The sequence below is a fragment of the uncultured Thiohalocapsa sp. genome, assembly GCF_913063425.1.
In the GTDB taxonomy this organism is placed as follows: domain Bacteria; phylum Pseudomonadota; class Gammaproteobacteria; order Chromatiales; family Chromatiaceae; genus Thiohalocapsa.
Map to the genome: position 1 here is coordinate 16,943 of NZ_CAJXYK010000023.1, position 15,268 is coordinate 32,210.

Genomic DNA, 15,268 nt, shown 5'->3' on the forward strand with positions numbered 1-15,268 from the left:
GCTTGAGGTCATCTGCTTGCCGCAAGCTGCGGCCCCGCAATCATGTGCTCGCTCCCGTAGACGCCGCGTGAGAGCAGGCGCACGCCAAGGCGAGGACAAACCTCTTCCGCCGCAGGATAAGGCGCGCGCACAGAAGCAGAGGAGCAAAGGGCAGAAGCGAGAATGCACCCGAGGCACTGATCATCCTCCCGGCCAAGCGGCCTGCACCGCGTCGCCGTCGAACGGGCTCACACAGAGGCAGTGACCCACGGAGACCGGGACTGCTTCCGGACGCTCTCCGTGGCTCTGTGGCACGGGTGATTGTGTCCCGCCCCCGCGGCAGATCACGGGCGCATGCTGACGGGTGCTGGCGGGCTCGACCATGGTCGATGTGAGCGAACGCCGCCGGGACGATAGTCAACGCCGAGCCCGGCAAGGCTTGGCGGCTTCCGCTCTACCTGCGTGATCTCCCTTCTTCTCTGCGACTTTGCGTCTCTGCGCGAGCTATCTTTCTCGCCGCCGTGCACTCGTCACTCGTCCAGCCTGTTAACGCAGCGGACGACCTCACCGAGGAATGTACGGTTCCAACGACCCGGCGGTGGACCGTGCAAACAACTCCAACACAGCATCAGCCGCGACCGCATCCTCACCGATGCCGACTGATGTTGTAAGTCGCACCAACGCCCCGTCTGTCCGGTTCTTGAGCAAGGCGTCCCAGAACAGGAACCATTTCACCGCATACTCGTTCGTCATCAACCGTCCCCGCTGCTGAAACCAGTAATAGACAAGTTGTCGCTCTTCGCCGAGCTGGATCAGCGCACGATTGACTCTTAACGGCTGACCTGCGATAGACACGCCTTCCAGCCTGCGCTGCGAGAACTCCTGCAGCCGCCAGCCACCCCCCGGGAGGCACGTCTTCGGCGAGTGCACGGATGCGCCTTTGCGTTGCGTCGCGTAGTACGCCACATACAGGTTCACCGATCCAGCGAGGGGATCCCGGAAATCCGCAAGCAGATAGTCGTCCAGCTTGAGGGCATCAAGATACTTCTGCCCCATATGCGTCTTCGTACCTGTCCAGCCCCCTACCTCGGTGGGAAAGAACAGAAAGTCCCGCCGGTCTGGAATCACCTCGGCACGACTCGGCAGCACAGACGCCACGACCGCACCGGAGCACAGCAGCAAGGACGCTGCAACAAACGAGCGCGGAATGTTTCTATATCGGCGCTCCGCCCCTGCAGGCAGCGGACCGGGACCTTCGAGCGAAAATGCATCCATCAGTGACCGGCGATCCTTTCCAACACGGGACAACCCCCACATCTCCAGCACAAGCAGCGCACCGCAGGCCATGAAGATGATCCAACCCTCGAAGTCGTGCAAAAATCCCTCAGCCATCTCGATGCCCCAGTATTCGACCAGCACCCCGATCACCCCGATCCGAAAGCTGTTCATCAGGATTGTGATGGGGATGGTCGAAAGGAACAGCACCACCTTCTTCCAAAGCGCGCCCTTGAAAATCACCGCGGCAATAAAGCCCAGCGCAGTCAACGGAAACAGATAGCGCAGCCCGCTGCAAGCGTCCACCACCTGAAGCTGATAGTTCCCAAGGTCGATCACATTTCCCTCGAGGAACACACTGATCCCGAACAGCCGGATGAGCCATACACCCAGCTCCGAGGAAATCAACTGGAGTTGTGCCGATAGATTGTGGTACAGAAAATCCGGCAATGGCACCATAAAGAACAGCAACAGATAGGCCGGCAATATGACAGTGAAAGCGCGCCACCCTAGAAATGCGAGCAACAGTCCCCCTAAGGTAACCAAGAACCCATACTGCACCACCGTATAAATTGTTCCAAGCTCCCCTGCCAAGAAAGCGAAGAGACCGAATGCCGCCAGCGCAACCCCCCACCATGATCCAGTGAACGGCATCTGACGCAGCGTCGCAGCTCGTTGCCATACCAGAAAGAGCGCGACAAACGGCAGCATAAAGCCATGGCTGTACTCGTCAGCGTTCCATGATGTAGCCATATGCTGGAGGCCGTCACGAAACGTCAGGTAGGCCAGGACCGCCAAAACGGGGACGAGCATCAGTTGCCAATATTCATGCTTCCATACGACCGTTTGCTGGGACATATTCTTCAGGCCTCGCTGCGCGTTGCACGCACACTGATGAAATAAAGCTCGCCTTGAACACGGATGAGCGCACAAACAAAGGCGTACGCGCCTTTGACGACCAACCCAAGACGCTTACCACAGCAGCATTGAGGGTATGGGTCGTTGAGCAGGCCGCAAGGACGGCGAAGCCAGAGGGCTGAGACGAAACGGCGTTGCGCCGGGGATTGACAAGCTGTTCCTAACCCAGCCCGGAGCCCACGTCACCCCTGAGTCTCCACTTCAAACCCCACCACACTGCGCCGCTCGCGGCTGAACTCCACGCCGATCAGGTGGATCGGCTCCCCGCCGGCACGGTAGCGCTCGGCGTAGCCGCGCGCCTTGATCTGCTCCAGCGCCCGTCCCTCGGGGGCGAGCTCCACCACCTTGAACTCGAACAGATACACATGCCCGTTGAACCGCAGCGCCAGGTCGAGCCGTCCGGCGTTGCTGCTCTCCTCCGGCGTCAGGTCCAGACCCAGGCTCGCGAAGTAGGCATAGAAGACGCTCGCATAGTAGCCCTCGTACTCGGCGATGGGATTATTGCGGTACCAGTCGGTCGGGATACTGGCGAAGAAGGCGGTGAACAGCTGCTCCAGGCCGGCAAAGTCGTTGGCCAGCAGCAGCTCGCCAAGCCGCGCCTTATGGCCGAGCGTCTCCTGACCGTTGGGTGTCCAGGCCTTCAGCAGGCTGTTGCTGAGGCTCTGGTAGACCTCCCGGTTGGGGAAGCGCAGGCGGTAGCGGTACTCGCCGAAGCACTCCTCCTCTTCGGCGATGGTGAGGTAGCCGGTCTGCCACAGCAGTGCCTCGGTGCTGATGCGCCCGACGTCAAACGCCGACAGCAGCTCGGCGTCGGCACGCAACTGCCCGAGCTGGGGCAGCCACACCCGCCGCTGCGTGAGCATATCGACCACGAAGGTCGGCGTCGCCGTCTCGAACCACCAGGCGCGAAACTGCCGCTCCTGAAACAGCAGCAGGACATCGAACGGGTTGTAGACCGCCTCGCCGGTCCAGTTGTAGCCGTTGTACCAGGCGCGGATCTGCTCGCGATCAAGCCCCTCGAGCTCTGGGGCAAAGACGGTGTCCAGGTCCGCCTCGGTGTAGCCACAGAGCACGGAATACTCACGCGAGACGGTGATGTCTCGGAGATTGTTCAGCCCCGAGAACAGGCTGACCTTGCTGAACTTGCTCACGCCGGTGAGGAAGGCAAAGCGGATGTGGGCATCGGCACCCTTGATCACCGAGTAGAGGTTCCGCAGCCCGTCGCGCAGCGCTCGCGCCGTGTCGGGATCTGTGAGGTTATCGAGGATCGGTTTGTCGTATTCGTCCACCAGCACGACCACCCGCTCGCCATGGGCGGCGTGGGCAGCGGCAATGAGCCCTTGGAAGCGTCCCGGCAGGCTGCGGTGTGGGCTCGCCACGTTGAGCCTGGCCTCGTTGTCCGCCAGCACCTCCCCGATCCGCTGGTCGAGATCGGCACGCGAGCGCAGCACCCCCTCGGCAAAACTCAGCCGGACTACCGGGAAGCGCCGCCCCCAGTCCCACCGCCCGTGCGCCGCAAGCCCTCGGAACAAGGCCTCGTTGCCGGCAAAGAGCTCCGCGAGGGTGTCCAGGAACAGCGACTTGCCGAAGCGCCGGGGGCGGGAGAGAAAGTAGTACTTGCCCTCCTCAATCAGACGCAGCGCAAAGCCGGTCTTGTCGACATAGTAGTACTCCCCCTCGCGGATCTCGCGGAAGGTCTGGATGCCGATGGGCAGGCGGCGGGGCATGATTGTACTCGGTGCTGCACTTCAGTGGTTCTCAGTGGTTCAGGCAAGTGTAGCGGAACCGCTGCCACGACCGCGTCCACGGAGATCGTCTCCTCCAGCGGCACCACGGGACAGGGGCGCTTCATCCAGACGGTGAGCGGACTCCGACCCCCGGTCTTTGGCGCCCGCCGTGAGCGCCCATGACAGCCAGCACTGGCCGGTCAGGATTCAGTCTCGCTGAGAGGGCGACCGAGAGACATTGCCTGACTAACCTCGTGGACCGACCAGTCAGAGACTCCCCGCCACCAGGGCATAGAGCACCGCCGGTGTTCAATGGCCGGCAGTCCCGACTCCCCCCGACTGGGTCCGGGTTCTTGCAAGCGCGATCGTGTCCAAAAGCACCCTCTGATAGCGGTCGGCCAGCACTGCCCGGTCGAAATGCTGCTGCACGTACCTCCGGCCGCTCCCGCCCAGCCGTTGGGCGAGGGCGCCATCCTCGTAGAGCATTCGAACACTCTCGGCGAGCCGTTCCGCGTTCTCCGGTTCGATGCAGATGCCCGCCCCCGCCTGTTCGATAATCGTCTGTGCCTCACCCTCGACACCCAGGATGATCGGCACCCGCATCGCCATGCTCTCGAAGATCTTGGACGGGATCACGGTCTTGAACAGGTCCGACTTCTTCAGCAGCACAAGGCTCACGTCGGTCAGAGACCACAGCGCCGGCATGCTTGCCTTCGGCAGCTGGTCCAGCATCACGACGTTGTTGAGTCCCATCTCGGAGCGCTTGGCCGCCAGCCTGTCCCGCTCGGCGCCATCGCCGACCATGACGAACAGGATGTCGTCGTTGTCCATGAGGGCGGCCGCTTCCAGGATCGTCTCCAAGTGGTGCGCCATCCCGTGCGTGCCGACATAGGCCGCGATAAACCGACCTTCTGCACCCAACTGCCGCGCCAACGCCTGCGCCTCCGGTGTCGCCGGGTCGCGCTCCTGGAACAGCCGCAGATTCACGCCGTTCTTCAGCACCGACATCTTGCGCGCGTCGATCCCCTTGCCAATCATGTACCGCTTGAAGGCATCGGTCACCGGGACGATCACATCCGCGTTGTGATAGGCGAACAGCTCCAGCCGCTCCAATGCCCGGATGATCAGCGGATTCTTGATCGCCCCGACGGTGACGATGGATTCCGGCCAAAGATCGCGGATCTCCAGCGCCCAGGGCACGCGCTTGAGGCGACTGACGAACCAGCCGGCGAGGCCATTGAAGAACTGCGGCGAGGTCGAGATCACGATGTCCGGCTTGGGGAGTCGCGGCGTCGCCACAATCGCGGCGAACATATAGGAGACATAATTCAGCGTCCGCCGCAAGAAGCCCTCGTTGGCCGAGAGGTAGGTCCACAGGCGAATGACGTGAATGCCGTCCATCTCCTCGGTCTGAAACCATCGGTTCCGGTACCCCTCGTAAAGCACCCCGCGAGGATGATTCGGCGCACAGGTCACCACCGTCACCTCATGACCGGAGCGTACCCATTCGACGCAATGCTCATAGGTACGCGACGCCGGGGCATTGACCTCGGGCGGAAAGTAATGGGACAAGAACAAGATCCGCATCGTACCTACTGACCTCCCTGATTGATTATTGACCCAGCAAGGCTCTCAGACCGCCGCCGCGCCGGCCTTTCGGATCGCGTAGCCAAGCGCTATGGGCAGCGGGCCGCGCACACTCAAACGAACGACCTGTTTGAGCAACTTCGTCCCGAAGTACGGAAAGTACTGTCCCGCCTCTATACAAACAGCGACGCCGGGCTGCGGGTCAATCACCGCAATCACCGTGCCCGCACGGTCCGCAACCACTATCGACCCGCCTTTGATCTCGGCCGACCAATCGGGGTGTAGGTGTATCCAGGAGTCCACGTCGTGGCGCCCGGAGCCCGAGACGCGATCCTCAACGCGCCAGGCCGCCGGCGGCTCATAAATCACCTCGCGCCGGTGGCGGATACATCCGGTGACCAACGGAAAGCCCTCCAGCTCTCCGACGAACCGGACACCCTGGCCAGTATGCGGCGCGAGTTCGGCGAGACAGGGCCGCGCCCGCCGCGCCACGCGGAACACCCCCCAAATCTCCGACTGTTCTGCACCGTCGACGCCCACCGTGTTGTGCGCCCGGGTGCTGCGGCTCAAGGCGCGCTCGGCGCTTGGCTCATAGTCGTAGACACCGGTGTCGACGACGATCGGTCGGCCATCGAGCGCCAGCTCGTAGCTCAACACGTCGCAGTGGGTGTGGCCCGGCTGGTAGGACGGGCTCACCGGCCCGCAATCGATGATCATCCGATCGGGCCCGTCGCCCAACCGGAAATAGCCGGAGTCGATCAATGCGCGTGGCAGGTCGTCAGGCCGCTCATAGCGGAAGAGCCGCTCGGCATAGCCGAACAGCGCCGCGGGCGTAGGGGCGATCCCAACGGCAGAGTCGTTGAACAACGGAATGTCCCCATTGGGCATCAGGATCGCAGCCAAAAAATCCAGCGCCCGCCACGCTGTGCCCTCGATCTCCCTACGCAGCTCCTGGTCCAGCCCCGGCTCAGAGCCCTGGGCCAGGTTCCAGACATCGAGCAAGTCCTCCAGGCAGAGAGCGTGATACATGGGGCTCAACTCATAGTGCCCCCCATCGGGCAGGAACTGCTCGCGGATCTGCTCCCGAAGGATCCGGCTGCCCAACTGGAGCCATCCATCCGCGTCACGCCCCCGGAAGAAGAGTCCGGCGAACAGGAGTGCCTTGCCGTTCTTCAAGTAGTGATTGGCGAGGATGTGGTACTCCAGATTCCGCGCCAGCCAGGCCGCCTGATCCGCCAGGCTGTCAAGCCAGCCCTGGGCGACCTGCTCTCGCCACTTGGGCTGCATGAAGAGTCTTACCCAGTTCGCGATGCGCAGCGACACTGTATAAGGCTCCCACGCATCCGGCGTCCCGGGCGGGTTCTCAGCGATCCAACTCGCGATCAGCTCCGCCTTGCGGCCCTCGCTCACCCCCGGCCAATGCAGGTAGTCGAAGTAATGCAGGTTGTAGCGCCAAAGCTTTGGCATCGCCGCCGCCCGCCAGTCCATCGGGCCGGCGCCAAAGGCGCGAAACCGATTCAGAAACGCAACGCCCTCAACCAAGTCTTGCCCAGTCTCTGGCTCGATGAACGCTGTACGGCTCGCGATGCCCCGCACCCAAAGCGGCCCCCGCCGGATAGCGCCTCCCCCAACCCCGAGCCCCCGCCGCAGCACGTACCACGCAATCTGCCCGGGCCGCATGTACCGGATCGTATGAAATGCCGTATAAAACCCTCGGAGCGCTTTCACATCAAAGACATCGTAAACCGATCGCGCGCCTATCCGGCCCTTGACCACAGAAGCTCCGTCGCCTCCACGTGCGTAGAAGCCACAGTCCTCATCGACTCGGCCGCAGGATGCCTAGTGCCGCGCTGTGAAAATGCCGAGGCCATGTAACAATTCACGCCGCCAGCGGCTTGCCTGTGTAGGTCCAGCGAAACGGCTTGGCCAACGTCTCGTTGAAGGTATCGATGAACGAGGTGAGCTTCTGATGCAGGTCGTCGAGGGAGCGGAAATTCCCGCGGCGGATGACTTTGCGCGCGAGGATGGAGAACCACATCTCGATCTGGTTGAGCCAGGACGCATGCTTGGGCGTGAAGTGGCAGACGATGCGGTGGCTGGGATCGCGCAGGAAGCGCTCGCGCGTGGCCATGGATTTGAGGATGCCGCGCTTGCCCTTGATGCCGAGGTCGATGTCGAGCCCGCAGGCGTCGGCGACGAGGCGCACCACCGCTTCCGAGCAGTGGATGTTGAGGTTGTCCATGATCAGGTGCCACGGTGTGTCGGCACTGCGCTGTGCCAGCATGTCGGCCAACCACTGCGCGAAGTCCTGCTCGGTGCGGGTCGGGCCGAGGTGGTAGCTGACCTTGCCGGTGACGACATCGAAGGCGGCGATCAGGGTCAGGGTGCCATGGCGGATGTACTCGAACTCGCGCCGCTCGATCAGGCCGGGGCGCATGGGCAAGCTCGCCGCGCTGCGCTCGAGCGCCTGCACGCCGGTCATCTCGTCAATGCTGCGTGTCTCGATGCCGGCGGCGGCGCGTTCCGGCGCCAGCCGGTACGTCTCGCAGACATCCTGGCACTTCTCGTCGAACTGGTCATCGCGCGGCGTGTTGATCCAGCCGCGGGTGCGGTGCGGAACATGTCAACCTGTTTCCGACACTCGCCGGTGTGATTGCTAGTTCGATATGGCGCGTGCTCGCTGCTGGTGGGGGGCGGAGTCGATGACGGGCGAGACGCGCGGCAGCGCGGTCGCTCGGCCACTTCGCACTCCGCCCAGTCTCCCTCCGCCGCGACCCGTGTCAAGGCGCAGCGCCCGCGCTGCGCTGCGGGCGCTGCGCCTTGACACGGCCCGCGGCTCCGGGCGATGGGCTGCGTGCGAAGCGACCGACCGACCGAGGATGGCCACCGGGCCAAGGTCTGTGCTGGGAACAGCACCCAGGTGGCAAGAGGGTGCTCGCTCCCTCCCTCCCAAGGATGGCCGGGGTGGCGCAAGTCACAGGACCGCCGGAACGCGTTGGCGTACATCGTGTTCAAGTCGGCTCACCGCTCGGCAGGCTGACGGGCGTGGCGCTGATGGGTTCAGGTGGGGCTGTGGCGCCGATCTCGCCGAGGGCTGCGAGGCCGTCCTGGGGGTTGATCGCCATGACCGCGGGCGGTCGCTTTGCCTTGGGCACGCCGTTGGGGTAGCGCTCGGGGTGGGCGGCGAAGTGGGCGTCGAGTGCGCCCTGGCGGCGGTCGTAGATCGGCTCGATGCGGCCGTGGAAGACGTCGGCCGGGGTGTAGAAGGCAATGCCCTCGTGCGGGCGTCGTTGGTAGTGCTCGATGAATCCGGTCATCCACCTGCGGGCGTCGTCGAGGTCGGCGAAGCGGCCCGGATAGCCGGGGCTGTACTTCAGCGTCTTGAACATCGACTCGCTGACAGCGTTGTCGTTGCTCACGCGCGGGCGCGAATAGCTGGGCTCGACGCCGAAGGCGGCGAGCAGGTCGCGGTAGGTCTCGGCGATCATCGGCGCCCCGCGGTCCTGATGCACCGTGAGCTGGCCGCCGCGGATGTCGTAGTGGGTCAGGGCGTGCTGGAACAGGTGCTGGGCCAGCGCGCCGTTCTCCTTGGCGCTGATCATCCAGGCGATGACGTAGCGGCTGTACAGATCGAGGATCAGGTACAGGTTCAGTCAGCGGCGTGGCTCGAGCGTCGGCAGCTTGGAGATGTCCCAGCTCCAGCAGGCATGCGGTCGGTCGGCGAGGAGGTGCGGCACCGCATGCTTGCCGGGCGCGCGTTGCGCACGGCGCTCGCGGGCCTCGCCGTCGGCGCGCAGGACGCGGTAGAACGTGGACAGGGAGGCGATGATCCACCCGGCGTTGAGCTCCGTGGCGTGGATGACGGGCAGGCTCGCGTCGCGGTACTCATCACTGTGGGCCAGATCGCGGATCTGTTGGCGCTCCGGCTCACTCAGCGCACGCGGCTGCACCGCCGCCGTCTGAGGCTCGCTGCGGCGCCGACGCGCGCGCGGATAGGTGCCGGTGCGCGAGAGCCCCAGCGCCGCGCAGGCGCGACTGCGCGGCACATGCGCCGGGCGTTCGGCGAGCGCGCTCATGGCGCGGGCTCGCTGCGGACCTGTTCGAGCAGGTCCGAGAGTTTTTTTTGGAGCGCGACCAGATCCTCGGCCACCTGCGCGCGACGCTCCAGGCGGGCGTTCTCGCGACGCAAGCGCTCGATCTCGCGATCCCGCGGGTCGGCCGGTTGGCGCCCGCCGCGCTTGGGCTCCAGGCCCTGCGTGCCCTGCTCGGCGAGCGCCTTGCGCCACTGGCTGAGCTGTGCGGCATACAGGCCGTTGCGCCGCAGCCAGGCGCCTTGCTCGCCATGCGGTAAGGCATCGGCCTCGGCCAGCAGGCGTTGCTTCTCGGCAGCGGAGAACCGTCGCCGGGTGCGTCGCTCCAGCTTCGGCTCGGTCAGGACTTCGGTGGACTCGCTCACGCTTGGTGCCTCCTCGGCTGGCCCTGGGATTCTTTATACAAGAATCCGGAAGGCGACTGTCGGCCTTGAGGTTGACACGTAGGGAGGGGCGAGAGACCCAGCGTGAAAAAAGTGAACACAACCGACCCGCCCCAGGCGACATCCGGCTCCTCTTCAGCATATACCGCGGCAACCCCGTCGCCGTCCTTTACGACTACCGACGTCCAGGCCTCTCCGACTCCGTGGAGTTCACTTCGGTCAAGACCACGCGTATCGACCGCGTAAGAGTTATCGAAGACGCAACGATCGCCATCCGGCGCGGCAGAGCCCACTACGTGTTAAGGGCCGCCGTGCCTCTTGCCGCGCTGGATGGTTGGACGCCCAAACCGGGCACAACCTACCCGGGCGACTTCGGGGTCGTCTACTCGGACGCCGCGGGGGCAACAAACATGCTCCGCATGCACTGGTCGAATACGGCAACGGCAATCGTGAACGATCTTTCCTTTGAGGCTGACATCCAGCCCGACCGTTGGGGCGCTCTCTTATCGCGCCCTGAGCAGGCCAAGCGTCACGACGGGGAAACCGAGAACCCCCGTAAACTGACTTTCCAGCCTTATCCACGGTCACCAACGGCAGGCTTGCTTCATCGCGACGCTTCAATCGAGGATCTTCAAACGCCGCTAGGCAATAGCGATCATCCTATGGAGGCGCTGCTCATTTTCATCCCAGCGCTCAGAACGGCTGCGCTTACGCCGCATCCACCGGAGGCTCGCCCCGCGCCAGCGCTTCGTAGACCCGATCGAGCTCGTCGACGATGTTCTCCCAAGAAAACTGTTCCTTCGCCGCTGCGCGGCCAGCAGCGCCCATTCGGGCAGCGGCTTGCCGATCCCTTAGAACGCGCAGCAAGGCGTCACTGATCTTATTGAGTTCCAGAGGAATCACGACACCAGCACCCGCTTCGTCGACCACCGGCCAAATGTTCACCTGATCCGAGATTACCACGGGACACCCGCAGGCCATGGCCTCGACCACCGTCATCCCGGTGTTTTCTGTGTATGAAGTCAGGGCAAAGACGTCCGCGTCCGCGTACGCCTGGCGTGTCTTTTTCGGCGGGATGTGGTCGACGAAGGCAACTTGCTGCTCAACGCCATTGTCGATGCACCATTGCCGCACCTTGGCGCCAAAGCCCTCGTTGTCCGGCCCGACGATCGCCAAGCACGCATCGGGCAGTGAGCGGAGTACTTGCCCAAACGCCGGAATCAACAAGTCCAGCCCTTTCTTGAAGTTGAGTCGGCCGAGGAACAGGATCAGCGGTTGATCTGGCCGCAGGCCCAGTTGGTCACGGAAGAGACCTCGCCGCGGCAACGACACATACTCCTCCCAGTCGACACCGGAGCGAACCACAACCTTTGGAGCACGTAACCCCAGAAATGCTGCCCGCGCCGCCTCCTCGTCTGTTGTGTAGTGTATCGCCCCGGCGTGATTGAGGTTTCGGAAGTCGAAAAGGCGCTCATAAAGCCGCTTGAGCGGTACACTGCAGCCGCTCTGCTTGTACATGTACGGATCAAGCGATCCATGCGGCTTGATCAAATACGGCACCCCCTTCTGCCGCGCAACAGCGGCAGCGAACGTCGGGGGAAAGCGATACAATCCATGCACATGCATTACATCGTACTCGGCGACGTAGGTCAGTAGCCATTTTCCTAACGCTACGGACAAATGTAGCGGCCGAAAATGCAGTTTGTGGTGCCAGATAGCGACTCCGTTCTCACACACTGCCTCGTGCGTCGCGACATCTAGGATGCCCTTCGGGTAGTCCAGATTGGTCGCGCAGATCGTAACCTCGTGTCCTCTCCTTACCTGCTCTTGCGCAAGCGAGCGCAAAACAGTGACAGGACCCCCATAGCGATCCGCCATTGTGGAAATGACGTGCAAGATCTTCACCGTAGACGTCGCCGCAAGAATGCTCCAGCGTCCCGGACTCAGATTGAAACGTTTCGCCAAAGAATGGGATGCGCTTCCTTCAGTCTGATGTCGACTTCGGATGATCGCCGGAGGTAAAGCGTGTTTACCTTTGGATTGTGGTGGTCAAGACGCGTTGTGCGTCGCTGGAAAGGATCGTAACTTACGGGATGAAATCCCCGTGACACAAGATTCAAGTGGATCTCCGAATCATTGTATCCGTAGCGAGCACCAAGGCCGTTGAGTTCGATCAAGAGCGCCAGGAGGGAGGCTTGGGAGAGGGTTGCGGTCGCGCCTTCTATGACCGCGGCTTCGAATCCCTCGACGTCGATCTTGATCATCGTGGGCGGCGTGTACTCCGCTATCCGATCAAGCGTGTCGACTGCAGCAGCGATCGTGCCCTCAACGGGTGCTCCAGCGGGAACCACATGGTTGGTTGGCCCGCCGGATGTGGAGAACTCAAGTTTGCCGCGCTTGCCGCCGACGCCGAGATTCCTGGCGTCTATCCGCGCTTGAAGGCGGTTGAGGTTCACATTGTCGAGCAGAGCCTCATAGCTTCCCGGTACCGGCTCCATTGCGATGACCCGCGCTCCCCTGCTCGCGGCAAGCAGACTGTAGGTCCCAACGTTGGCACCGATATCCAGAAAAACGTCATCCTCACGCAGAAGGTGCGCCACAAAGGCCATATCGTTGAACTCCATCAAGCCCACATAGGCATTGCCGGTTGCGCCGTGCATGCCGGTTTCGACAACCAGGCGCAGGTCATCCACATAGGGCATGATGGCCGGCGCCTTGAGCATCCGACTTCCGAGCTGCCAGCGAAGGATTCGCGCCATCGTTCCGGCACGGTCCAAACGACCCATCGGATGGTTGAGGTAGTGGAGCAGCATGTGCCAGGGGGCACCCAATCTCATTGACTTTCTCGCTCAAGTAGGGTGTTCACGATTTCCTCGAAATCCTCCGCCCATTGTTCTGGGGTGTGATCGCGTATTCTTTCTGAGGAAACTTTGCCCATTCGCAGGCGCAGATCAAGATTCTCCCCAAGTTCGAGCATCCGGGTCGCCAAAGCCGCGCTGTCCTCCGGCGGCACGATGTAGCCATTCACACCGTCTTGAATGCGCACTCGGATCTCACCGGCTGCGCTGGTGCTGATGACAGGAAGTGAAAACGCCATGGCCTCGTCTACGACTAAGCCGTAAGGATCGCCTAGCGTCGGAAAGACAAACACGTCGGACACGGCATAGTACCTCGGTAGTTCGCGCTTTTGCTTGTAACCAGCGAATACGACGTTGCGTATGCCGCGTTCTTTGCAAACGCGCTTGAGGTAACCTTCTTCGGCGCCATCGCCAACCAAGAGGAGACTCACCTCATGCGTCGCTTCCCGCTGCACGCGCTCGAAGGCCTCCAGCAGAACCCGAACACCTTTACCCCACCAGAGCCGTCCGACGTAAATGAATGTCGGCCCGAAGAGACCAAGCGCGGATCTGACCTGCTCACGTTTCGCTTGGAGGCGGAAATCACCGGACTCGAAAAATGGGCGACAGACGGTATGGGTTGCGAAAAACACACGCTCCGGCGGCGTGCCATAAGACATCGCATACTGCCTACCGTCCGGACCAGGTGTCTCCACTGCATCCACGTGATGGAACAGGAATCTCTTGAGCCACTCTTTGCCTGGATGCCTGGGAACCCAACGATCAAAAGTTTTAAGTACCCGAAAGCCGGTTTTGGCACCGCGGAGCTTTGCGATAGCCCAACCGACTACGAATGCCGGTTGGGCGTGTAGACTGAAAAGGACATCGGGCCTACGGCCGAACAAGAGCCATGGCCAGTGTTGTATTCGTCCAAGAAGCATTGTCCTTGGCAAGTAGCGGTACCGAAACCGCCAGTCGGATTCTTTGACCTCCCAGCTTCGGTCTGTTTCTGTGCGGTCGTTGAACCACGCTTCGAATTCGAAAGCGCCACGAGCCTCGACGGCATTGAATCGCTCAACCATATAGGGAGACGGAATATTGTTCCAATAGACCACGAAAGGCTTCCTGGTAACAGTCGATCTACCATGCTCCGAATCACTCCTTCGTTTCGGTCCACAGCCCCTATTCCTAGCTGGCATGGCCACGACTGGTCCCAGCGCTGTTGCAATCTTCCTGTTCAAGGTCGCGGAGCCAGGTCTTTAGATGCGCTACGACACGTTGACCATAGGAGTTCCAGGTAAAGGATTGCGCTCGATTGCGGGCGTTGCGACCCATTTCATACCTCATCTCGGTATCCTGCCTGAGCCAATTCACTCGGGTCGCAATTGCGTCCGCGTCTCGCGGCGGAACAAGAAAGCCGTCTATGCCATCCCGCACAATATCTCCGGGACCGTTCGGGGTCGTGACGACGGGGAGTCCGCTTGCCATTGCTTCGAGTACGACCAATGGCATCCCTTCAACGATCGTTGGAAAGACAAAGACATCCGACTGTTGATAAATCACCCGGAGTTCCGGTCGGGGCAATTGCCGCACGTGGCGGAACAAGTGGCGGTAGGGCTCGAAAGCCGTTCCATCTCCCTGGATCTCACCGACAAGCGTGAGCGATATGCCCGGGCCCGCGATCTTATCTACCGCCTCGAACAGATACGAGATTCCCTTACGCTGGCCGATTTGGCCAACGAACAAAAGTCGAAAGTCGCTTGTCTTCCTGGTGCTCGGTTCCGCGGGAGAGAATAGACCTGTATCGGCGCCATAGGGAATCACGACAAGCTTCTCGCTCGGTATTCCCTCCGAAATAAAGGATTCTTGGACGAAGGTGGAACCGACAAGGATGTAATCTGCCATATCGATTTCCGCATCGAAGCGTTCTTGCAGCCAAGGAGGACGGTCGTGGCCGGTCAACGTGTCGGCCAACTCCGGATGTAGCTCAGACTCCTCCGCCAGCACTCGGCGTGTGAATCGATGATGTGCGAGCGGATAGCTGAGGACACAGAGTGCGCCGCGCGCCTGGGCAAGGCGGAACACTGGCTCGGCTGTGCCCCAGCTGGAGACCACCGCGCGCTCGCCGGTAAATGCTTTCACGGCGGCATGTGCGACGGACGCCGTGCGGGCATGCATCAGCGATTGGCGTATTGACTTGTGTGCGCCAAGCCTGGCGGGGAATCGCTGATGCGCTGCCATCAGGAAGTCCGGGATCCGGCCCGACTCGCGGATATTCACGAGGGTCAATGGTTCGGGCATGGTACGTCTTCCGACCGTACGCTTATACGTTCGGCCCAGAACGGGGAGCTGGGAAACTCGTCGCTCCCAGACTCTGTCCATGTTCGCGTAAGGACGCACATACTTGGATAACAGCCCCGCTCTGGCCAAACCGGCGGCTATGTGGTTCATCGCATTGGAGGACGTGTTCA

Annotated in this window: 12 protein-coding genes; all 12 read right to left on the reverse strand. The window is 62.1% G+C overall.

The window, feature by feature from the left end; genetic code table 11:
* Positions 1-543: 543 nt before the first annotated feature.
* The 12 genes from xrtD to QZ607_RS13745 all read right to left on the reverse strand — a co-directional run bounded on the left by xrtD (position 544) and on the right by QZ607_RS13745 (position 15,098).
* A complete protein-coding gene (gene xrtD, locus QZ607_RS13690) occupies positions 544-2,112 on the reverse strand; it encodes a VPLPA-CTERM-specific exosortase XrtD (RefSeq protein ID WP_295883585.1) in 1,569 nt (522 codons plus the stop codon).
* Positions 2,113-2,354: 242 nt separating this feature from the next.
* Positions 2,355-3,902, reverse strand: coding sequence for an ATP-binding protein (locus QZ607_RS13695; protein ID WP_295883696.1), 1,548 nt, complete (start codon positions 3,900-3,902; stop codon positions 2,355-2,357).
* A gap of 306 nt (positions 3,903-4,208) precedes the next feature.
* Complete coding sequence (locus QZ607_RS13700) at positions 4,209-5,471, reverse strand: glycosyltransferase family 4 protein (RefSeq protein WP_295883587.1); 1,263 nt, start codon at positions 5,469-5,471, stop codon at positions 4,209-4,211.
* 60 nt (positions 5,472-5,531) lie between these two features.
* Positions 5,532-7,028, reverse strand: coding sequence for an alginate lyase family protein (locus QZ607_RS13705; protein ID WP_295883590.1), 1,497 nt, complete (start codon positions 7,026-7,028; stop codon positions 5,532-5,534).
* Positions 7,029-7,365: 337 nt separating this feature from the next.
* A complete protein-coding gene (locus tag QZ607_RS13710) occupies positions 7,366-7,968 on the reverse strand; it encodes a transposase (protein ID WP_367268194.1) in 603 nt (200 codons plus the stop codon).
* A gap of 529 nt (positions 7,969-8,497) precedes the next feature.
* Positions 8,498-9,139, reverse strand: a complete 642-nt coding sequence (locus QZ607_RS13715; protein WP_367268195.1) for a transposase — start codon at positions 9,137-9,139, stop codon at positions 8,498-8,500.
* Entirely contained in the window at positions 9,140-9,562 is a 423-nt protein-coding gene (locus tag QZ607_RS13720) for a hypothetical protein (protein WP_295883592.1), read from the reverse strand.
* Positions 9,559-9,942: a transposase gene (locus QZ607_RS13725; protein WP_295883594.1), complete on the reverse strand. Its 384-nt coding sequence runs from the start codon at positions 9,940-9,942 to the stop codon at positions 9,559-9,561. Before QZ607_RS13725 ends, QZ607_RS13720 begins: the two co-directional genes overlap by 4 nt.
* Positions 9,943-10,668: 726 nt before the next feature.
* Entirely contained in the window at positions 10,669-11,865 is a 1,197-nt protein-coding gene (locus QZ607_RS13730) for a glycosyltransferase (protein ID WP_295883596.1), read from the reverse strand.
* Positions 11,866-11,903: 38 nt separating this feature from the next.
* Positions 11,904-12,773 (reverse strand): FkbM family methyltransferase, encoded by an 870-nt coding sequence (locus tag QZ607_RS13735; protein ID WP_295883597.1) that lies wholly within the window; start codon positions 12,771-12,773, stop codon positions 11,904-11,906.
* Positions 12,774-12,793: 20 nt separating this feature from the next.
* The gene (locus tag QZ607_RS13740; RefSeq protein ID WP_295883599.1) at positions 12,794-13,912 is read right to left on the reverse strand and encodes a glycosyltransferase family 4 protein; all 1,119 of its coding nucleotides are present in this window, start codon (positions 13,910-13,912) and stop codon (positions 12,794-12,796) included.
* Positions 13,913-13,985: 73 nt separating this feature from the next.
* Positions 13,986-15,098, reverse strand: coding sequence for a glycosyltransferase family 4 protein (locus QZ607_RS13745; protein ID WP_295883601.1), 1,113 nt, complete (start codon positions 15,096-15,098; stop codon positions 13,986-13,988).
* Positions 15,099-15,268: the final 170 nt, after the last annotated feature.

Excerpts from the sequence above, each read along its gene's own strand:
- xrtD (WP_295883585.1), bottom strand. The coding sequence starts at position 2,112 with ATGTCCCAGCAAACGGTCGTATGGAAGCATGAATATTGGCAACTGATG.
- QZ607_RS13710 (WP_367268194.1), bottom strand. The coding sequence starts at position 7,968 with ATGACCGGCGTGCAGGCGCTCGAGCGCAGCGCGGCGAGCTTGCCCATG.
- QZ607_RS13720 (WP_295883592.1), bottom strand. The coding sequence starts at position 9,562 with ATGAGCGCGCTCGCCGAACGCCCGGCGCATGTGCCGCGCAGTCGCGCC.
- QZ607_RS13735 (WP_295883597.1), bottom strand. The coding sequence starts at position 12,773 with ATGCTGCTCCACTACCTCAACCATCCGATGGGTCGTTTGGACCGTGCC.
- QZ607_RS13745 (WP_295883601.1), bottom strand. The coding sequence starts at position 15,098 with ATGCCCGAACCATTGACCCTCGTGAATATCCGCGAGTCGGGCCGGATC.